Annotated in this window: 22 protein-coding genes; 11 read left to right on the top strand and 11 right to left on the bottom strand. The window is 70.2% G+C overall.

What is annotated here, in order from left to right; genetic code table 11:
• Positions 1–214: 214 nt before the first annotated feature.
• Both ACYVGQ_RS16825 and ACYVGQ_RS16830 read right to left on the bottom strand, forming a co-directional pair.
• Positions 215–832, bottom strand: coding sequence for a DUF3027 domain-containing protein (locus ACYVGQ_RS16825; protein ID WP_460785830.1), 618 nt, complete (start codon positions 830–832; stop codon positions 215–217).
• Positions 816–1,196: a cold-shock protein gene (locus tag ACYVGQ_RS16830; RefSeq protein ID WP_460785831.1), complete on the bottom strand. Its 381-nt coding sequence runs from the start codon at positions 1,194–1,196 to the stop codon at positions 816–818. The genes ACYVGQ_RS16825 and ACYVGQ_RS16830 overlap by 17 nt, the downstream gene beginning before the upstream one ends.
• A 98-nt stretch (positions 1,197–1,294) precedes the next feature.
• Between ACYVGQ_RS16830 and ACYVGQ_RS16835 the strand changes: the two genes are divergently transcribed.
• From ACYVGQ_RS16835 to ACYVGQ_RS16860, 6 genes are all read left to right on the top strand, one after another.
• Positions 1,295–1,570 (top strand): multidrug ABC transporter ATPase, encoded by a 276-nt coding sequence (locus ACYVGQ_RS16835; protein ID WP_460785832.1) that lies wholly within the window; start codon positions 1,295–1,297, stop codon positions 1,568–1,570.
• 1 nt (position 1,571) lies between these two features.
• A complete protein-coding gene (locus ACYVGQ_RS16840) occupies positions 1,572–3,260 on the top strand; it encodes a helicase-associated domain-containing protein (protein WP_460785833.1) in 1,689 nt (562 codons plus the stop codon).
• An 11-nt stretch (positions 3,261–3,271) separates the two neighbouring features.
• Positions 3,272–4,912, top strand: coding sequence for a DNA repair helicase XPB (locus tag ACYVGQ_RS16845; RefSeq protein ID WP_460785834.1), 1,641 nt, complete (start codon positions 3,272–3,274; stop codon positions 4,910–4,912).
• A 146-nt stretch (positions 4,913–5,058) separates the two neighbouring features.
• A complete protein-coding gene (locus ACYVGQ_RS16850) occupies positions 5,059–5,754 on the top strand; it encodes a response regulator transcription factor (RefSeq protein WP_460785835.1) in 696 nt (231 codons plus the stop codon).
• Between the two features lie 42 nt (positions 5,755–5,796).
• The gene (locus ACYVGQ_RS16855) at positions 5,797–7,503 is read left to right on the top strand and encodes a sensor histidine kinase (RefSeq protein ID WP_460785836.1); all 1,707 of its coding nucleotides are present in this window, start codon (positions 5,797–5,799) and stop codon (positions 7,501–7,503) included.
• 151 nt (positions 7,504–7,654) lie between these two features.
• Entirely contained in the window at positions 7,655–7,942 is a 288-nt protein-coding gene (locus ACYVGQ_RS16860) for a WXG100 family type VII secretion target (RefSeq protein ID WP_460785837.1), read from the top strand.
• Positions 7,943–8,266: 324 nt separating this feature from the next.
• Here ACYVGQ_RS16860 and groL read toward each other — a convergent pair whose 3' ends face one another.
• The 3 genes from groL to ACYVGQ_RS16875 form a co-directional block, all read right to left on the bottom strand.
• A complete protein-coding gene (gene groL, locus ACYVGQ_RS16865) occupies positions 8,267–9,886 on the bottom strand; it encodes a chaperonin GroEL (RefSeq protein WP_460785838.1) in 1,620 nt (539 codons plus the stop codon).
• Between the two features lie 153 nt (positions 9,887–10,039).
• Complete coding sequence (locus tag ACYVGQ_RS16870) at positions 10,040–10,597, bottom strand: LytR C-terminal domain-containing protein (protein WP_460785839.1); 558 nt, start codon at positions 10,595–10,597, stop codon at positions 10,040–10,042.
• A 73-nt stretch (positions 10,598–10,670) separates the two neighbouring features.
• Positions 10,671–10,928 carry a DUF3263 domain-containing protein gene (locus ACYVGQ_RS16875; RefSeq protein ID WP_460785840.1) on the bottom strand — a complete coding sequence of 86 codons (258 nt, stop codon included), beginning with the start codon at positions 10,926–10,928 and terminating at the stop codon, positions 10,671–10,673.
• Positions 10,929–11,046: 118 nt separating this feature from the next.
• Here ACYVGQ_RS16875 and msrB point away from each other — a divergent pair, with 118 nt between their 5' ends.
• Complete coding sequence (gene msrB, locus ACYVGQ_RS16880) at positions 11,047–11,457, top strand: peptide-methionine (R)-S-oxide reductase MsrB (RefSeq protein WP_460785841.1); 411 nt, start codon at positions 11,047–11,049, stop codon at positions 11,455–11,457.
• Positions 11,454–11,993: a nitroreductase family protein gene (locus ACYVGQ_RS16885; protein ID WP_460785842.1), complete on the top strand. Its 540-nt coding sequence runs from the start codon at positions 11,454–11,456 to the stop codon at positions 11,991–11,993. Before msrB ends, ACYVGQ_RS16885 begins: the two co-directional genes overlap by 4 nt.
• Before the next feature lie 196 nt (positions 11,994–12,189).
• Here the strand turns inward: ACYVGQ_RS16885 and ACYVGQ_RS16890 are convergent, their stop codons facing one another.
• Positions 12,190–13,128 carry a DMT family transporter gene (locus tag ACYVGQ_RS16890; protein WP_460785843.1) on the bottom strand — a complete coding sequence of 313 codons (939 nt, stop codon included), beginning with the start codon at positions 13,126–13,128 and terminating at the stop codon, positions 12,190–12,192.
• A 73-nt stretch (positions 13,129–13,201) separates the two neighbouring features.
• Here ACYVGQ_RS16890 and ACYVGQ_RS16895 point away from each other — a divergent pair, with 73 nt between their 5' ends.
• Together ACYVGQ_RS16895 and ACYVGQ_RS16900 are read left to right on the top strand one after the other, a co-directional pair.
• Positions 13,202–13,858 (top strand): SOS response-associated peptidase family protein, encoded by a 657-nt coding sequence (locus tag ACYVGQ_RS16895; protein ID WP_460785844.1) that lies wholly within the window; start codon positions 13,202–13,204, stop codon positions 13,856–13,858.
• Complete coding sequence (locus ACYVGQ_RS16900) at positions 13,858–14,238, top strand: MmcQ/YjbR family DNA-binding protein (RefSeq protein ID WP_460785845.1); 381 nt, start codon at positions 13,858–13,860, stop codon at positions 14,236–14,238. The genes ACYVGQ_RS16895 and ACYVGQ_RS16900 overlap by 1 nt, the downstream gene beginning before the upstream one ends.
• 21 nt (positions 14,239–14,259) lie before the next feature.
• Here the strand turns inward: ACYVGQ_RS16900 and ACYVGQ_RS16905 are convergent, their stop codons facing one another.
• From ACYVGQ_RS16905 to ACYVGQ_RS16915, 3 genes are all read right to left on the bottom strand, one after another.
• Positions 14,260–14,424 carry a hypothetical protein gene (locus tag ACYVGQ_RS16905; protein ID WP_460785846.1) on the bottom strand — a complete coding sequence of 55 codons (165 nt, stop codon included), beginning with the start codon at positions 14,422–14,424 and terminating at the stop codon, positions 14,260–14,262.
• A 140-nt stretch (positions 14,425–14,564) separates the two neighbouring features.
• Positions 14,565–15,539: an aldo/keto reductase gene (locus ACYVGQ_RS16910; RefSeq protein ID WP_460785847.1), complete on the bottom strand. Its 975-nt coding sequence runs from the start codon at positions 15,537–15,539 to the stop codon at positions 14,565–14,567.
• 132 nt (positions 15,540–15,671) lie between these two features.
• The gene (locus ACYVGQ_RS16915; RefSeq protein ID WP_460785848.1) at positions 15,672–17,474 is read right to left on the bottom strand and encodes an RNA polymerase sigma factor; all 1,803 of its coding nucleotides are present in this window, start codon (positions 17,472–17,474) and stop codon (positions 15,672–15,674) included.
• 343 nt (positions 17,475–17,817) lie between these two features.
• Between ACYVGQ_RS16915 and ACYVGQ_RS16920 the strand changes: the two genes are divergently transcribed.
• Positions 17,818–18,468 carry a helix-turn-helix transcriptional regulator gene (locus ACYVGQ_RS16920; RefSeq protein ID WP_460785849.1) on the top strand — a complete coding sequence of 217 codons (651 nt, stop codon included), beginning with the start codon at positions 17,818–17,820 and terminating at the stop codon, positions 18,466–18,468.
• A gap of 84 nt (positions 18,469–18,552) precedes the next feature.
• Here ACYVGQ_RS16920 and ACYVGQ_RS16925 read toward each other — a convergent pair whose 3' ends face one another.
• Positions 18,553–19,053: a MarR family winged helix-turn-helix transcriptional regulator gene (locus tag ACYVGQ_RS16925; RefSeq protein ID WP_460785850.1), complete on the bottom strand. Its 501-nt coding sequence runs from the start codon at positions 19,051–19,053 to the stop codon at positions 18,553–18,555.
• A 56-nt stretch (positions 19,054–19,109) separates the two neighbouring features.
• A complete protein-coding gene (locus tag ACYVGQ_RS16930) occupies positions 19,110–19,565 on the bottom strand; it encodes a MarR family winged helix-turn-helix transcriptional regulator (protein WP_460785851.1) in 456 nt (151 codons plus the stop codon).

The raw sequence follows: 19,565 nt of genomic DNA on the forward strand, positions 1-19,565 counted from the left end.
GCGCGGTGACCGGGGGCCTCTCGCGCGGTTGCGGGCAGGATGCCTCACGGCTCCTCGTCGGGGACGGAGAGTCCGGCAGGCTCGCGCTGCTCATTCCTGGGGCACGCGGCCCTTCTCTCCCCGCGCGGTGGAAGTCTCCGCCGCGCGTGCGGGGGACGGCAGCGCGACGCGGGGAGCAGCAGCGCGACTCAGGGAAGAGCAGCGCGAGGAGGGACTATTCCTCTTCGGAGACGTCGCCGGACGCCTCCGAGTCGTCAGGGGCGGCCTCGAGATCATCCTCGAGCACCGAATCGTCTCCCTCGCCCTCGAGCACCGAATCGTCGAGCTCATCGATGTCGACGCCGTCCAGATCGCCGGCGTGCAGACGCGGTATCACGTCGTCGTCCTCATCGAAATCGTCCAGATCGGCGTCCTCGAGGTCCTCGTCGTCGAGATCTCCTTCGGCGTCGACCGCGTCCTCGGCATCCTCGTCGGCCGCAACGGCCTCCGCGGCGGCCTGCTCCGCGAGCTCGGCCTGATGCGCTCGGTATTCGGCGAGCCGCTCCGCCCACGGCACCCAGTCGGGGGCGAGCAGCGCGCCCTCCCCCGGAAGCAGCTCGACCTCGAGCACGGTCGGCTCCTCGTCCTCGACGCGCGCGACGGTGACCGTCCAGAACCAGCCCGGGTAGCCGGGCAGACGGTTCTCGAAGCGCAGCGACACCGAGCCGTCGTCCTCGAGGAGATATCCGGCCGCAGGCCCGACGGTCGACGAGGGCGTGATCTCGTGGAGCGCGGCGAGCGCGAGATCACGGGCGGCGAGCAGTCGCTCGTCCGGTTCAGGCTTCGAGGTCATCGGCCACCTTGCGCAGTACTGCCGCGATCTTGCGACCGTGACTCGAGGAGGGGTACCGACCGCGGCGGAGGTCGCCGCCGATGCTGTCGAGGAGCTTGACGAGGTCTTCGACGATGATCGCCATGTCGTCGGCCGGCTTGCGCTTCGCCTTGGAGAGGCTCACGGGAGCCTCGAGCACGCGGACGGACAGCGCCTGCAGACCGCGCTTGCCGTCGGCCACGCCGAACTCGACGCGGCTGCCCGACTTCACCGCCGCTCCTTGAGGCAGGGCGGAGGCGTGCAGGAAGACGTCCTGGCCGTCATCGCTGGCGATGAAGCCGAACCCCTTCTCGTCGTCGTAGAACCTGACCTTGCCGGTGGGCATGGGAGAACCTCGCTGGTTGATGCTGTCGATGTGCGGGCACGCCGAAAGGCTTGCCCTTCCCCCAGCCTACCGGTCCGCGAGGCACTAGGCTGAGACGGATGAGCAGCCAGAACTCCGAGCCGGACGTTCCCGTCCGCGCGGTGGATCGGATCCTCGCCTTCACGGCGCTGACGCTCGCCGCGCTCTCGGTGCTCTGCTTCTTCGCCATCATCATCGCCACCGCGGTCGGCATGCAGCACGCCGAGTTCGCCGCCGCGCCGTGGCCGCTCGTCGCCGCAGTCCCGCAATGGGGTCTGCCCATCGCCTTCGTCATGATCATCACGCTGCTGATCATGAGCTTCGTGCGGAAGGGGCGCGCAGCGAAGCGCTCCTGAGATGAGCACGCACGCACGCCCGCTCGCCGTGTGGCTGGCCGCTGCCGATGACACGGATCTGGAGCGGCTGTTCGCAGAGCGCGAGGTGCGCTCTGACGCTGCATGGCACGACTTCTTCGATGCGGCGGAGGCGCTGCTCGAGCCGGCATCGCTCGAGCGCGCCCTGCAGTCGGTCAGCGCGGAGGAAGCGCGTGCGCTGCTCTCCGGGGACCCCGCTGACGCACCACGACTCGCCGCCCTCGGCCTGGTGACCCCGGAGGGGACGCTTCCGCCCCCCGTCGCCGGACTGCTGGCGGGCCGCACGCCCCCGGACCTCGCAGAGGACGCGCCGCCCGCCCCGGCCGCGGACACGGCGGCGGCCCACGCCGCGGAGCGGGCGTTCACGGATGTCGCCGCCATCGCCGATCTGCTCCTCGCGACGCGGGAGACGCCGTTCTCCCTGCTCGCCGGGGGCACGCTCAACGCCGCGGAGCGCCGACGCATGTCGGAGGCGGGCATCGCGGCGGACGGCATCGGTCCCCTCCTCGCCCTGGCGGAGATCGCCGGACTCGCACGCGCTCACGAGCGCACGCTGCGTCTCACCCGTGCCGGCGACGCCTGGCTGCGCCGGAGCGCCACCGAACGCTGGGCGCAGTTGGCGACGGCCTTCCGCGACGCTCTGCCCCGCAGCATCCGCACCCCCGACGGCGGGTGGGCCCCGCCGTCGGGCTGGTCCGCGCGACGTCCCTGGGATCCGGCCTGGCCCGCGCGCAGCGCCGAGCTTCTCCACGAGGCGGCACTCCTCGGTCTCGTGGACGACGAGGGCGGCGAGCCCGCCTGGGCGACTCCGCTTCGCCTGGGGCGCCCCGCCGACCCGGAGCCGCTCCGGGCGATGCTCCCCGCCGAGGTCGATCGCCTCTTCCTGCAGAACGACCTCTCCGCGATCTCCCCCGGTCCTCTGGCGCCGAGCCTGGACGTGCGCCTGCGCTCGATGGCCGACCGCGAGTCCGCCGCCCAGGCGTCGTCGTACCGCTTCACGGCCGACTCGCTGACCCGCGCGCTCGGCGAGGGCGAGACCGAGACGTCGATCACCACGTTCCTCGGCGAGCTGTCGCTCACCGGCATCCCGCAGCCCCTGCAGTACCTGATCGCGCAGACCGCCGCCCGGCACGGCCTCGTCCGCATCTCCGCGGATGCCGCCGCCGGCCGCACGCGCGTGACGAGCGCCGACGCGAACCTCATCGACGCGATCTCGGTCGACCAGGCGCTGCGCCCGCTCGGCCTGCATCGCGAATCCGGCGCGCTCACCACTCGCGTGAGCCCCGAGACGACCTACTGGGCCCTCACCGACGCTCGTTACCCCGCCACGATCGTCGATGCGGACGGGACCCCTGTCGCGGCGCGGCGCGAGCTGCTCGACGACGTCGACCGCGCCTCGGCGCCCTCGTACGCCGCGCTGATCGCACGGCTGCGCGAGCGCCAGGGTCCGGACGCCGATGCGGCCTGGCTCGATCGGGAGCTCGACGCCGCGGTGCGCCAGCGCGCGGTGATCCTCGTCGAGGTGGGGATGCCGGACGGATCCACGAGGCAGCTCACGCTCGAGGCCAGCGGCCTCGGCGGCGGACGGCTGCGCGGCCGCGACAGGGCGGCGGATGTGGAGAGGACGCTGCCGGTGTCCAGCATCCGATCCGCTCGCATCGTCGCGCAGTAGACTGGTCAGCTATGTCTGATGGCCCCCTGATTGTCCAGAGCGATCGCACCGTGCTCCTCGAGGTCGCCCATGCGGATGCCGAGAGCGCCCGCCACGAGCTCGCGATCTTCGCCGAGCTCGAGCGAGCTCCAGAGCACATCCACACCTACCGCATCACGCGTCTGGGCCTGTGGAACGCCCGCGCGGCGGGCCATACCGCCGAGGACATGCTGGACACGCTCGACCGCTGGTCGCGCTTCCCCGTGCCGCCGTCGGTCTCCGTCGACCTGACCGAGACGGTCAACCGCTACGGACGCCTCGTCATCGAGCGCGATGACGAGGGGGGCCTGCTGCTGCGGTCCACCGATCCGGCCGTGCTCGCGCAGGTCGCGGGCAACAAGCGCATCCAGCCGCTGTTGATCGGACATCCGGCGCCCGACACCTACGTCGTCGACGCCTGGGCGCGCGGCCAGATCAAGCAGGAGCTGCTCAAGATCGGCTGGCCCGCCGAAGACCTCGCCGGCTACACCCCCGGCACCCCGTACGACATCGATCTCGCCGAGGACGGCTGGCAGATCCGGCCCTATCAGCAGGAGGCCGTCGACGCCTTCTCGAAGGACGGCTCCGGCGTGGTCGTGCTCCCCTGCGGCGCGGGCAAGACCATCGTCGGCGCAGGCGCCATGGCCGCGACCAAGACCACGACGCTGATCCTCGTGACGAACACCGTCTCGGCGCGGCAGTGGCGGGACGAGCTGCTCAAGCGCACCTCCCTCACCGTCGAGGACATCGGCGAGTACTCCGGGCAGGTCAAGGAGGTCAAGCCCGTCACGATCGCGACGTATCAGATCCTCACCGCCAAGCGGAAGGGCCAGTACGCCCACCTCGCACTGCTCGACGCCTTGGACTGGGGACTCATCGTCTACGACGAGGTGCACCTGCTGCCTGCTCCGGTCTTCAAGCTGACCGCCGATCTGCAGGCGCGCAGGCGCATCGGCCTGACCGCCACGCTGGTGCGCGAGGACGGCAGGGAGGGCGATGTGTTCAGCCTCATCGGTCCCAAGCGCTTCGACGCGCCGTGGAAGCAGATCGAGGCGCAGGGGTTCATCTCCCCGGCCGCCTGTTACGAGGTGCGCGTCGACCTGCCGCCGAGCGACCGGCTCGAGTACGCGGCGGCGACCGATGACGAGCGCTACCGTCTCGCCGCATCCGCCCCGGCGAAGATCACCGCGGTGAAGGAGCTCATCGCCAAGCACTCCGACGAGCGCATCCTCGTGATCGGTCAGTACCTGGATCAGCTCGAGTCGCTGTCCGAGTCTCTGAACGCCCCGCAGATCACCGGTGCGACGCCCGTCGACGAGCGGGAGGAGCTGTACCGCGCGTTCCGCGAGGGCGAGATCTCCCTGCTCGTGGTGTCGAAGGTGGCCAACTTCTCGATCGATCTGCCGGAGGCGTCGGTCGCCATCCAGGTGTCGGGGTCGTTCGGGTCGCGCCAGGAGGAGGCGCAGCGGCTCGGCCGCCTCCTGCGCCCGAAGCAGTCCGGCCACACGGCCAGCTTCTACACGCTGGTCGCCCGCGACACGATCGATCAGGACTACGCCCAGAACCGCCAGCGCTTCCTCGCCGAGCAGGGGTACAGCTACACGATCATGGATGCGGACGCGATCGCGGCCTAGCCGCTCTTCCTCGAGACTGCGACACCACGCCGAGCACGCCGCGATGCGCCCGCCGCTCGGCGTGGTGTCGCGGTTTCGAGGGGCGAGAGCCGGGCGCTCCGGCAAATGATCAGCCAGGACATCACCGGAGTCACCATAATGGGGGCATGACTGATGCGCGCATCCTGGTCGTCGACGACGAGCCGAACATCCGCGACCTGCTGTCCACAGGCCTGAGCTTCGCCGGGTTCCAGGTGAAGACCGTCGCCAACGGCGCAGCCACCATCTCCGCCGTTCTGGAGGAGGAGCCGGACCTCATCATCCTCGACGTGATGCTGCCGGACATGAACGGCTTCAGCGTCACCAAGCGGCTGCGGGGAGCGGGCTTCACGGCGCCCATCCTGTTCCTCACCGCCAAGGACGACACGCAGGACAAGATCGAGGGGCTGAACGCCGGAGGCGACGACTACGTCACCAAGCCGTTCGCTCTGGACGAGATCGTGGCCCGTGCACAGGCGATCCTGCGGCGCACGATGCAGGCCGACGAGGAGTCGATCATCCGCGCCGGCGAGCTCTCGATGGATCAGGACACGCACGACGTCTTCGTCGGCAAGGCGCCGATCGAGCTCAGCCCCACCGAGTTCAAGCTGCTGCGCTACCTCATGCTGAACCCCAACCGGGTGCTCTCCAAGGCGCAGATCCTCGACCATGTCTGGGAGTACGACTTCAACGGGGACGCCGGGATCGTGGAGAGCTACATCTCCTACCTGCGCCGCAAGATCGACCCGCACACCGAGGAGTCGCTCATCCAGACCAAGCGCGGCTTCGGCTACATGCTGAAGGTCGCAGGCAAGTCGGCCTGACCGGCCGGCGCCGCACGCCGTTCACGGAAGGGACCGGACCGCATGGCGCACAAGCCCGACGCGGTCACCCGGTGGTGGCGGCGGATCAGCCTGAGGGCGAAGGTCACCGGCGTCACCGTCGCCGTGCTCGCCCTGGGACTCGTGGTGGCAGGCATCGGCACCGTCCCGATTCTGCGCGCGGCGCTGGTCGGGAACATCGACGCACAGCTGCCCGGGCTGACGGATCTCGACCTCGCGGACCGGTACTTCGTCGTGGCCCCCGACGGGCAGGGCGGGCTCAGCTTCACGCCTCAGGACGACGCGGCCCGCGGCGACACCTTCGTCGCGTTCTACGACGCCACCGGCCGGTTCATCGCCGAAGCCGGAGGCGCCCCTGGCGCAGGACGCCCCGAATGGCCTGCGACCTACACGCTCGCCCAGGCGAAGATCGACGAGGACAACCGTCCGCTCACCATCCGGGGCGAGAAGGGCAGCGACTTCTACGCCGCCGTCAGCATCAAGGAGGGCGACGGGACCTTCTACGTGCAGCTCGTCGCGCTGTCACTGGAGGAGGCCGACGGCATCATCGGCACCTACTTCGCGATCTACATCACGGTGACGCTGTTCACGATCCTCATCGCCGCCCTTCTCATCCGCGGGCTCGTCACGCTGACCTTCCGGCGGCTCAGCCATGTGGAGTCCACGGCGATGGCGATCGCCTCGGGCGACTTCAGCCAACGGCTGACGGATCTCGAGCCCACCACCGAGGTCGGCCGCCTCAACTACGCGATCAACACGATGCTGGACCGCGTGGATCGCTCGCTCGCGCAGCGCGACCGCACGGTGCAGCACATGCGCCGATTCATCGGCGACGCCAGCCACGAACTGCGCACCCCGCTCGTGAGCGTGCGCGGCTACGCCGAGCTGTACCGGATGGGCGCCATCCGCGGCGAGGAGGACACCGCCAGGGCGATGGAGCGCATCGAGAAGGAGGCGATCCGGATGGGCGTCCTCGTCGAGGACCTCCTCGCGCTCGCCCGACTCGACGAGGAGCGCGAACCGGAGATCTCCCCGCTGGATCTGCGCCCGATCGCGCGGGATGCCGCGCTGGATGTCAGGGCTGCCGCTCCCGGGCGCACCGTGACCGTCATCGACACCACGAACAAGAGCGTTCCCCCGAAGGATGCCGCGACGCCTCGGGCTCCCGAGCCGAACCACCCGTCGCCGACCGCGCGCGGAAGAGCGGGCGCCACCTTCGCGCGGCTGCGCCGCCGCCCCCGCGGAGTGCAGCCCGAACCGGTGCCGGAGATCGACTTCAGCGAGGCGGTCGACGTGCCGGTCCGCACTCCCCCGATCGTGCTCGGCGAGGAGAACAAGGTGCGCCAGGTGGTCACGAACCTGCTGGGGAACGCCCGCCGGTTCTCCTCGGAGGACAGCCCCGTCGAGATCATCGTCGGGGCGGACCGCGCATCGGGCACGGGCTCCATCGCGATCGCCGACCACGGCGAGGGCGTGCCGGAGCAAATCCGTGAGCAGATCTTCCAGCGCTTCTGGCGGGCCGACACCTCCCGCGCGCGGGAGACCGGCGGCTCGGGACTGGGTCTTGCCATCGTGGCCTCGATCATCGAGGCGCTGCACGGATCCGTCGCAGTCACGGAGACCCCGGGCGGAGGCGCCACCTTCACCGTGACACTGCCCTTGGCCCCCGCTCGCGCCGTGCCGGAGCATCTGCTGGAGGACACGCAGCCGATCGAGCCGCTGACCCTCTGAGCACGCACTCGCTCTGCACCGCCGGTGCTGTGAGGCGTCTCTCCCGGAGACCGCAGGAATCCGCCGTTCCCCTCCTGCGGGTATGACAGCAGCCCGCCTACTCTCGGAGAACCCGACGCAGAACGTGTCGGCCACCGAGAGGAGTCTCCCCATGACCGTCTTCAGCGTCGACACGGAAGCCGTGCAGGCCGTCACCACCGCCACTCGCGGGACGGTGGATCGGCTGCAGGCCGAGTCCACCGCTCTCACCGCACAGCTCGCGCAGCTGCAGGCCTCGTGGACGGGCAACGCCTCCGCCGCGTTCCAGGCCTGCGGCGAGCAGTGGCGCACCGCGCAACTGCAGGTCGAGCAGGCTCTCGCCTCCATCAGCACCGCACTCGGCACAGCCGCGGTGCAGTACGCGGACGCCGACCAGTACTCGGCGAACCTGTTCCGCTGACCCTCTGCTCGACCGGCGACCGCGACACTCCCGCCCCGCTCACTGGGCGAGGATGCCACAGGGGCCGCCCACCCCGCTCGTCGAGCAAGGACACCACAGGGGCCACCCACCCGCTCATCGAGCAAGGACACCACAGGCCACCCACCCGCTCATCGAGCGAGGACACCGCAGGTGATCGAGTCGAAACGCAGAAGGACCCCGAGCCGTCAGGCTCGGGGTCCTTCTGTCAGGACATGAGGTCTCGACTCGCTCCGCTTCGCGGGGCTCGCTCGACCCTGACCCGCCCTGGCTCAACGCCGCTGCGCGGCATCAAGCCCGGTCGTGTCAGAAGTCCATGCCGCCCGTCGGGTCGGCGGCGGGCGCCGGAGCCTTCTCGGGCTTGTCGGCCACAACGGCCTCCGTGGTGAGGAACAGGCCGGCGATCGACGCGGCGTTCTGCAGCGCGGAGCGGGTGACCTTGGCCGGGTCGATGATGCCGGCGGTGAACAGGTCGACGTACTCGCCGGAGGCGGCGTTCAGGCCGTGGCCCGCCGGGAGCTCGGAGACCTTGTTCGCGACGACACCGGGCTCGAGGCCGGCATTCAGGGCGATCTGCTTCAGCGGAGCCTCGATGGCGACGCGGACGATGTTCGCGCCGGTCGCCTCGTCACCGACCAGCTCGAGGGCGTCGAGCGCCTTCTTGCCAGACTGGATCAGCGCGACGCCACCACCGGGGACGATGCCCTCCTCGACGGCCGCCTTCGCGTTGCGGACGGCGTCCTCGATGCGGTGCTTGCGCTCCTTGAGCTCGACCTCGGTGGCCGCGCCGGCCTTGATGACGGCGACGCCGCCGGCGAGCTTGGCGAGGCGCTCCTGGAGCTTCTCGCGGTCGTAGTCGCTATCGGTGTTCTCGATCTCGCGACGGATCTGCGTCACGCGACCCTCGATCTGCGCGGTGTCGCCCGCACCCTCGACGATCGTGGTCTCGTCCTTGGTGACGATGACCTTGCGCGCACGGCCGAGCAGGTCGAGGGTGGCGTTCTCGAGCTTGAGACCGACCTCCTCGGTGATGACCTGTCCGCCCGTGAGGATCGCGATGTCCTGCAGCTGCGCCTTGCGACGGTCGCCGAAGCCGGGCGCCTTGACGGCGACGGACTTGAAGATGCCGCGGATCTTGTTCAGCACCAGGGTCGCGAGAGCCTCGCCCTCGACGTCCTCGGCGATGATGACGAGCTCCTTGCCGTCCTGGATCACCTTGTCGACGACGGGCAGAAGGTCCTTGATGTTGGAGATCTTCTGGTTCGCGATGAGGATGTAGGGCTCCTCGAACACGGCCTCCTGGCGGTCGGGGTCCGTGACGAAGTAGGGGTTGATGTAGCCCTTGTCGAAGCGCATGCCCTCGGTGAGCTCGAGCTCGGTGCCGAAGGTCTGCGACTCCTCGACGGTGACGACGCCCTCCTTGCCGACCTTGTCGATGGCCTCGGCGATCAGCTCGCCGATCTCGGAGTCGGCGGCGGAGATGGAGGCGGTCGCCGCGATCTCCTCCTTGGACTCGATCTCCTTCGCGCTGGAGAGCAGCTCGGCCGTGATGGCGGAGACGGCCTTCTCGATGCCGCGCTTGAGCGAGATCGGGTCGGCGCCGGCCGCGACGTTGCGCAGGCCTTCGCGGACCAGAGCCTGTGCCAGCACGGTCGCGGTGGTGGTTCCGTCGCCCGCGACGTCGTCGGTCTTCTTCGCGACCTCCTTGACGAGCTCCGCGCCGATCTTCTCGTACGGGTCGTCCAGCTCGATCTCCTTGGCGATCGACACACCGTCGTTCGTGATGGTGGGGGCGCCCCACTTCTTCTCGAGCACGACGTTGCGACCACGCGGGCCGAGGGTCACCTTGACAGCGTCGGCGAGGATGTTCAGGCCGCGCTCGAGGCCGCGGCGGGCCTCCTCATCGAAAGCGATGATCTTTGCCATGAGTTTTGTCGTCCCTCCTGGACGTATACGTTCGGTTTAGCACTCAGAGCAATCGAGTGCTAACGCCCATTCTGGCACTCGACCCCATCGAGTGCAAGCCGCGTACGCTCAGGGAGGAACGGCGGATCGGCGCGAGCGGATCGCGCGAGACGGCTACTCCGCCGGAGCGACGGTCGAGCGGTCGACGCCGATCACGACCGTCAGCTGGGCGCCCTCGGTGTTGTTCAGGTCGGCGTAGAAGTCGCTCTGCTCGACGAGCGCGCCTCCGATGAGGTTCGCCAGGCCCAGCGCCGCCTCCTCGTCCGCCTCCGCCACGTAGTAGACGGTGGTCTCGGGGAAGTCGTCCGCCGAGCCGTCGACGGCGAACACGATGTCCGCATTCCATCCCGCGTTGACCAGCGTGTCCCGCATGGCGTCGTCCAGGGCCTCATCCGGCGACGCGTTCAGGATCATCACCGAGTAGGCCGTGTCCACCACGCCGGTGTCCTCCGGCAGCGGAGCCGCGCTCTGCTGCGACTCGGGGAACAGGGAGATGCGGTCCATCACGACGAGGGTTCCGAAGATGCCGACGACGAGCAGGACGAGCGCGGCGACAGCCGCCCAGAGCAGCACCATCCAGCCGTTGCTGCCGGGATTCTCGGCGCGGTGCGCGCCGACTCGACCGGACGTGCGGGGGACATCGTCGAAACGATCACGAGCGGGCTTGGACACCCCTCGATGCTAGGGCATGCGCTCTGGGATCCTCGCGGACGACGCTCAGGATGCGACGGACGCGAGCCCGCTCTCAGCCGACGAAGCCCTGCATCCGAGCGGTCCGCCGCGCTCCCCGCGCATCGCGGATGCGGCGCAGCCGGCGCACCAGCAGGGGGTCGTGCTCGAGCGCCTGCTCGGTGTCGATGAGCCGCCAGAGCAGCTGGTAGTACCGTGCCGGGCTCATCCCGAGCCGATCGCGGATCGCCTCCTCCTTGGAGCCGCTGTGCCGAGGCCAGGAGACCTCCAGCGCGAGGATCGCGCGGTCGCGGTCCGTCAGATCTCCGAGCATGTCCGAAGCATACGTCCGCACGCCCGGATCAGGCCCGCGCCACTCCCGGCTCGCTCATAGCCAGGACGCGCCACGGGATGCGAGAACGCGAGAGAATGGGAGGGACTCAGGAGGTCCCATGTCCTACAGCGTGAACAAGTCCGACGCCGAGTGGCGCACCGAGCTCGGCGATGAGCAGTACGCCGTGCTCCGTCAGTCCGCCACCGAGCGCGCCTGGACCGGCGAGCTGCTCGACGAGAAGCGCGCCGGCCTGTACACCTGCGGCGCCTGCGGCGTCGAGCTCTTCAAGAGCGGCACGAAGTTCGACTCCGGCTGCGGCTGGCCGAGCTTCTACGAGTCGATCCGCCCGGAGGCGGTCGAACTCATCGAGGACCGCTCCCTCGGGATGGTGCGCACCGAGGTGCGCTGCGCGAACTGCGGCTCGCATCTCGGCCACGTCTTCCCCGACGGCTTCGGCACCCCGACCGGAGACCGCTACTGCATGAACTCGCTCGCGCTGAACTTCACACCCGAGGCCCCGCAGGCGTGAGCGCGCTCGACGCCGTCCGCGCCAGGCAGTCCTGGTCGAAGGTCACGGAGGACGCCCCGACCAGGGAGGACCTGCTCCCCCTTGTCGCCGCTGCCGGACGCGTCGCGGATCACTCGTCCCTGCGCCCCTGGCGTCTGATCGAGCTGCGCGGCGACGACCGTGAGGTCCTTGGCAGGGCGATCGCGAAGGCGAACGGCGACAAGGACCCGTCGTCGAAGCCCCTGCGCGCTCCGCTGCTGATCGCCGTGGTGGCCAGCTACCGCAAGAGCGACAAGGTCCCGCGCTGGGAGCAGGAGGCCGTCGCTTCCGGTGTCGCGCACACCCTGAGCCTGCTCCTCGACGAGGCGGGCTGGGGCGTCATCTGGCGCACCGGCGGATATACGCGCGCGAAGGCCGTCGCCAAGGCGCACGGGCTGAAGAAGAACGAGGAGCTGCTGGGCTGGCTCTACGTCGGCGGCAAGCCCGCGAAGAGCCCGGGGCGGCGCAAGCCCGTGGATGCTGCGCAGCTGCTCACCCGGATGCCCCCGCGAGAGTAGTCGTCCCCGCCGCCGGCCGCAGGTGGCCCGAACGGCCGACTCCTCGCGCCCGAGGCGACGAAACGGGCCCCCTCCCCGCGCCGGGTCGCAAGCCGGACGTGGGCGGGTGGCCCGATTGGCCGCGTCACGACCAGCAAGGCGACGACACGAGACACCAGCCGACGAGCACGGGCCGGACGGAGCGCAGCGGCGATGGTCAACGCCGACGCCGCACCAGCGCGACGAGCACGGATGCCATGGCGACCGAGACCATGGCGACGAGCTGCCACGTCGCCGGGCCCGCCTCCGTCGGCCAGATCGTGTCGATGACGACCGCCGTCACGAGCTGTCCGAGCACGGATCCCAGTCCGAGCAGCAGCACCCCCGTGTGCGCGACGAGGAACGCGCCGAGGAAGATGTAGGTCACGCCGAGGAGACCGCCGAGGTACAGCCAGGGCTCGGCGGGCAGCGACTCCGGCATCCCTCGGACGAGGATGCTCGCCGTCGCGGCGAGCGCGAGCACGATCGTCCCGACGATGAAGCTCGTCATCGTCGCGATCATCGGAGAGCCGACCCGCTGCGCGAGCCTGCCGTTCGCGGCCTGCTGCCAGGCGATGCCCACGCCGGCGGCGAAGGGCAGCAGAAGCATCCACAGCGGCGTGCCGGCGAGCACGTCGCCTCCCAGCGAGATGCCCGCGGCGACGAGGGCGAGGGCTCCGCCTGCGACCCGGCCCATGGTCACGGCGACGACCCCTGCCGGTCCGAATCCGATGCGGTCCAGCACGAGGCCGTGCACGGTCTGGCCGGCGACGACCCCGACGGTGAACAGCGAGACGCCGAGCACCGCGGCCGTGAACCCCTGCGTGGAGACGGTGAGGGCGCCGCAGGCGCCGCCGAGCAGCATCCACGGCGGGATGCGGCGGCCTCGGATGCTGTGCAGGAGGCGGACCATCCCCGACCGGCCCGAGGGAAGCGACACCACGATCAGCGCGAGCACGAGCGTGCCAACGGCGAAGGACACCAGCCCGGCCGCGACACCGTCGTCCAGGCGCGCGCCGAGGACGCCGTTGATGCGCGCCTGCACCGCGGTCATGACCCCGATGAGGACGGCGCCGCCGAGGGCGATCGGAGCGGGCAGCGTACGATTGGCGGGCACTCGTGCACCCTATCCGAGCCCGGTGGCACGCTCTGACACCCGGCATGTCCGTGTCCGGGACTACTCTTGCGGCATGTGCGCAAGCTACGGCCTCGATCCCCGCTTCACGGACGCCGAGCTGCTCGCCGAAGTGGATGCCGAGGTCCTCGAGGGCCTGCGGGAGTGGGCGGCGCGGAATGCCGGGGAGACCCTCCGGCCGACCGGCAGGAACCTGCGCAACCTCAATCCGCTGCTCGTCTCCCGCGACGGCGATGCCGCGCGGGAGGCCGCCTGGTGGGGCTATCTGGTGAACGGCGAGCCAGCGAGGTTCCCCTCCATCAACACGCGCTCCGAACGCCTGCAGGAGCAGGCGGGCGGGGCGAGGATGCATGCGATCGTTCCTGCGACCGGCTGGTTCGAGCTCCAGAAGCCCGATCGCGTCTGGCACGAGTTCGGCCTGGAGGAGGGCACGCTGTTCGGCATGGCGGCCGTCGCCCGGCGGGCGCGCATGTCCGACGGCGGATGGATCACCTGCTACTCGGTGGTGATGCGCCCGGCTCCGGCTCATCTCGTCGGACTCCACGACCGGATGCCGGTGCTCATCCCGGCCACTTTCGCGCACGAATGGCTGACGTCGGACGCCGGGCGCGATGTCGTCGACGAGGCGCTCTCGTCGGCGGCATCCCTCGACGAGCGGGTGAGAGCCGTCCCTCGCACAGACGACACCGGCGATCAGGAGCGGCTGTTCTGATGGACGGCGAGGCGCTGATCGCCGCCGCCGCGGCACGCGTGGATGAGCTCCCCGGTGCCGGCCTCGGACATCCCTTCGGACCGGAGACGGACGTGTACAAGGTGCGCGGTAAGGTGTTCCTCCTCGTGTCCGGGGTCGACGCCGACGCGATGCTCGTCCTGAAGTCGCTCCCGGAGGAGTCCGAGGCGCTACGCGCCGGATTCGACGAGATCACGCCCGGCTATCACATGAACAAGCGGCACTGGATCTCGGTGCGGCCCGGCCCGTCGCTGGAAGCGGGGCTCGTCGCCGAACTCGTCACGGAGTCCTACCTGCTCGTCGTCCAAGGGCTGCCGCGAACCCTGAGGCCGGTGGATCCGGCGCTGTTCGGACGCATCTGAACAGCGCCGGACCCCCGTCGTTCAGACCTTGCTCCGGCCTCCGATGACGCGGAAGAGGAACGCGATGAGCGCGATCACGCCGACGATCAGCGCGACCCACAGCAGCCAGTTGAGCGCTGCGTTCAGCCCGCCGACGATGGCGAGTACGACGGCGATGATGATGATCAGCACCAGTGCGATATTCATGAGAACGTCTCCTTCGCTCGTGACGGACTCCACACTGGCAGCGACGGCGACCGCGGGCACGAGGGTTGACGCGCTGTCACGGCGGTGGTATCGCCACCCCGCGCAGCCCTCGCGGCGCCGCGATCAGCGTCGCGGGACGCTCACCAGGCGTATGCCTCCGGCGCCTGTCCGCCGGGACCGGGGAAGATGGCGTCGAGCGCCGACAGGTCGTCCGCGGAGAGGCTGATCTCGAGCGCGGCCACGGCCGACTCGAGCTGTCCGACCGTGCGCGGGCCGATGATGGGACCGGTGACGGCGGGCTGGTGCAGCAGCCAGGCGAGGCCGAGGGCTGCCGGGGTCCAGCCGCGCTCCCTGGCGAACTCCTCGTAGGCGTCGACCTGCGCGCCGTGCTTCGCGCGCGTCTCGGCGGCACGTCCGGTGTTGGACCGGGCGTTCGCATCGTTCGAGCCGCCGCTGAGGAGACCGCCGCTGAGCGGCGACCACGGCAGGATGCCGAGGCCGTAGTTCACGGCGGCGGGGATGACCTCGAGCTCGATCGAGCGCTGCGCGAGGTTGTAGAGCGACTGCTCGCTCACCAGCCCGAGGAAGTGCCGCTGCTTCGCGACCTCGTTGGCCTGAGCGATGTTCCAGGCGGCGAAATTCGAGCTGCCGGCGTAGACGACCTCCCCCTTGGCCACGAGGATCTCCATCGACTGCCACAGCTCCTCCCAGGGGATGTACCTGTCGATGTGGTGGAACTGATAGAGATCGATGCGATCGGTCTGCAGCCGGCGGAGCGATCCGATCGCCTCACGGCGGACCTGCCAGGCGGAGGCGCCGCGCGCGTTGACCACATCGCCGTCGACCATCGGCGAATGCACCTTCGTGGCGAGGACGATGTCGTCGCGCACCCCCGGTCGCGCCGTGAACCAGCGCCCGATGATCTCCTCGGTCGCACCTCGTCCCGCGCTGCCTCCGTAGGCATTCGCGGTGTCGAAGAAGTTCACGCCCAGCTCGACGGCGCGGTCCATGATCGCGAACGACTCCTCCTCCGAGGTGCGATCGCCGAAGTTCATCGTGCCCAGCACGATGCGTGAGACGGAGGTTCCGGTGCGGCCGAGGTGCGTGTAGTCCATGGGAATCATCCTGGCACGCACCGGTGCCGTCAGGGGCCGCCCCGTCGCATCGGCGTCCTCCGGTCGCACAGCGGGAAGCGCCGGCGGCGTGCGTCATGGATGCGCCGAACGGTTCACCGCGGCGAGGTCCTCTCACTCCTCGGTGAGCTCCCAGTACATGACGTCGTCCAGGACCCAGGGATCGAAGAGGCCGTTGTTGACGGAGACGTTGCGCGGCAGGTCAGGGCCGTAGAAGTCGCCGTCGCAGGGCGTGAGCCGCAGCAGGTAGATGCCGTAGTTGTAGAAGCGCAGGATGCGGGTGGCGCGACCGCTCGCATCGAGGGGGACGAGGGTGGACTGACCGTTGTCGGAATCGACGCAGACCGCGCCCCCCGGAGCGCCGATCATCGTGAACCGGATCCCGGCGTCCATCCCCTCCCGAAGCGTGACGGACGGGTAGTCCATGAAGCCGTCGAGGATCAGCGGCTCGATCGTGAACAGCACGTCCGTCGCGCCCGATGCGACGCCGTCCACGACGCTCCACACGGTCGCGGTGTAGGTCCCTGCGCTCAGCGCCACCGAGCGCGCATCGAACGACCAGGTTCCCTCCTGGGTCGCCGCTGTCCGGTAGACGTCATCGCCGATGCCCACGGAGATGTCCGTCCCTGGAGGGGCGTCGCCGCTGAACACGGGGGCGAGATAGGCAGATGACGGGGTCGCCGTCATCACGGCGGGCGCGGGCGGGGCCGCGGGCTCCTGCGAGGGAGGGGTCACCGTGGACGGATCCGCCGGCGCCTCGGGCGCCGGGCGTACGGGGAAGCCGTCGCTGTCCGGACCCGGGAGGAAGATGTCGATCTCCTCGACGGGCGGCGGCGTGCTCGGCGGCCCGAGCGGGGCGCCGGTGGCGGCCGGCGTCGGGGTCGGCGACGGGAGCGACGGCTCCGGGCGCGCATCGACGACGGGGCGGTGCGTGGCGTCCGGCAGCGGAAGCGCGACGATCGCGTCGCCGGGCGCGACCGGACGCGTGATGGCGCCGAGGCCGAGGCCGAGGCCGAGAGCGCCGATCAGCACGGCGGCGACGCTGGCGAAGCCGAATCCGACGCCGGCTGCGACCGTGATCGTGACGGGCGCAGCCCACAGCGCCGACGCGGCCGGGAGGACGACCCCGAGAGCCGCGAGCCCTCCGACGGACGCCGCCGACTTCTTCCCGTCGCGATACGCGGCCCTGAGCTCCATCTCGAGCGCGCGGCACCGCTCGCACGTGCCCAGGTGGGATGCGAGCGCGAGCCGGCCCTGCACGCTTCCGCCGACGATCGTCTCCGGAAGTGCCGCGGCGACATGGTCCGGGTCCGCCCTGAGGTCCGCCGGGACCTGATGGAGCAGCCACTGCACGCGCAGGCCGCTGCGCGCACGGCGGTGCAGAGCGGAGACCGCATTCGGACGGATGCCGAGCTCAGCCGCGATCACGGGCCGGCTGACATCCTGGATCTCGGACAGCCACAGCACCCGCTGCCAGCGGTCGGGAAGCGCTCGAAAGGCGTCCAGCAGGATGGCTCCGTCGTACTCCCGTTCGAGGTTGCGCAGGTTCTCGTCCTCGCTGACGACGTCCGCGTCGGGGTCGTTCACCAGAAGCGCGTTCTCGCGGTGCCAGCGCGCCGCGATGTTCCGGATGACAGCGAAGAGATAGGCGCGGAAGGCGCTCGTCGGCCCCTTCCCGCGCGTCCGGATCTGCTCGTAGATCGTCAGGAAGGCCTCCGAGACGAGGTCCTCCGCCTGCATCGGCGCGAGCCGCCGCGCCGCACGGCGCGCCGCAGCGACATGACGGATCCACAGCAGCTCGTACGCGCGGTCCTGGCCGCCCCGCAGCGCGCTGACGAGCTCCTCGTCGCTCATCGCCGCGAGGTCATCGGCGACGTCCTCAGGGGATTCGGCAGGGGGGATCGATGCGCTCGTCAACGGCGTCTTTCTCTCAGGACGGCCTGAACCGGACCTCGGCGACGTCATGACGAGAGCCCGTCCGATCCGCGCGAAGAACTGGACAGCCGGAGTCTATTGCCTCGCGTTCACGTCGGGGCGGCAGGGTGATGCGATGCCCACCGGCTGACCTCCGTTCGGGGGTCAAGGCCGGCCGCTGCGTCACCTTTCCCGCCGAACGCGCACTACTCATATGAACGAGGTACAGAGCTCGGCCCCGAGGGCAGCCCCCCAGCCCCGCCGGCTCCGGTCTCGAACGAGCGTTGGGAGGTGCTCGGTGAGTGACGTGCGCAGATCGGGACAGAGGATGCGGCGAGCAGCGGTCGTGGACGGATTCGTCCTCCAGCGGAGCCGGATCGGGCAGCTCCTGGCGGACGAGGGGGCGCTCGAGGTCGTCCACGAGTCCGGCGCGCTGCGGCAGTTCATGTCGTGGCTGAGCAAGGCGGATCGCGGACGATGGCCGCACCTGCTCTCGTTCGGAGTCCCGGCGGATGCCACCGACCGCCCGCCGCTGCGCGCTGTGTCGGCGCTGCGCAGGGCGGGTATCCGGATCCTGCTGGTGGCCCCGCCGTCCTCGCGCGCCAACTCGCGTACGCTGATGGACTCCGGCGCGGATGGGATCGTCTCCACATCGGATGGCGAGGCCGAGTTCCTCGCCGCGGCGACGACCGTGCTCGCCGGCGCCCCGTTCGTCTCGGCCCACGCGCAGAGCATGATCGACGGCACGCAGCGGGCGGCGCGGCTGAGCGCGCAGGAGGAACGGGTCCTCACGCTGTACGCCTCCGGCATGACCGTCGCCGAGGCGGCCGCGGCGATCGGCGTCCGGCACGACACGGCGCGGAAGTACCTCAATCGCGTCAGGGACAAGTACACCGCCGCAGGCCGTCCCGCACGCACGAAGCTGGAGCTCGCTCGGATCGCCTGGGCCGAGGGGCTCATCGTCACCGAGCTTCCCGCGGCGTCAGAAGCAGGCTGACACCGGGGCGCCCCGCATAGAGACCGCACGGCCTCCCACCTCGCCCTCCCCAGGTGCGGGAGGCCGTGCCTCCTTCACGAGGCGTCAGCCCGTTCCGCCGCCCAGGGCGGCGAGCAGGTCGGCGAAGTGCTCGAGATCCTCCGACGACCAGTCGCGCAGTCGCTCGCCGAGACGTCCCTCGTAGCGGGATCGCGCGAGGGCGACGCGCTCCTGCGCCAAGTCGGTGGCGACCAGCACGCGAGCACGGCGGTCCTCCGGGTCGCGGACGCTCTCGACGAGGCCCAGCTGCTCGAGCTGACGCACCTGGCGGCTGACGGCCGATTTGTCCGTCTGCAGCCGCTCGATGATGGCGCCGGCCGAGGTCGCCTTGCCCGTCGCGATCGAGACGAGCACCTGGTAGCCCAGCGGCTGGAGATCCGGATGCACCGTGATGGCCGCCTCGCGCCAGCTGATCCGGATGCGGGCGAAGAGACGGGCCAGCTCGTGCTCGACCCTGCTCACCGCCTGATCGATCTCCGATTCCGGGATGCGCCCTCCGACGGCGGACGCCCCGGAGTCGACGGGTTCGGCGGGGGCGGTGCTCATGCTCGCCAGTGTACGGCTAAGCCCCGCCGTCGGGCTCGACGGCGGGGCTTCATGAGTCAGACCTCGGCGAGCAGCCGGAAGACCTTGGAGGCCGTCTGGATCTCGTCCGCGGAGAGCTCCCCGATGACCCCGCGCAGGCGCGAGGCGTGATCCCGGCGCAGCTCGGCGAGAGCAGCCACCGCAGACGACGTGGCCGTGAGGACGCGCAGCCTTCCGTCTCGCTCGTCCGGCCGGGATTCCAGCAGGCCGAGCTCCTCCAGCATCCGCACCTGCCGGCTGATGACGGACTTGTCCATCTCGAAGCGCTCCGCGAGGAGATGCGCGTTCGCGCTCCCGGCGCGATCGATGAACGTCAGCAGCTTGTATCCGGAGACCTGGAGCTCGGGGTGGACGCGGGCGGCGGACTCCTTCCAGAGCGACCGCGCCCTCGCGAAGATCAGGTTCATGTGCCCCTGGAAGTCCGCGAGCGCACCGTCGACATCCGTCGGGACGTCCGCCTCGGCGGTGACCAT

It is taken from the genome of Microbacterium tumbae (assembly GCF_054780175.1).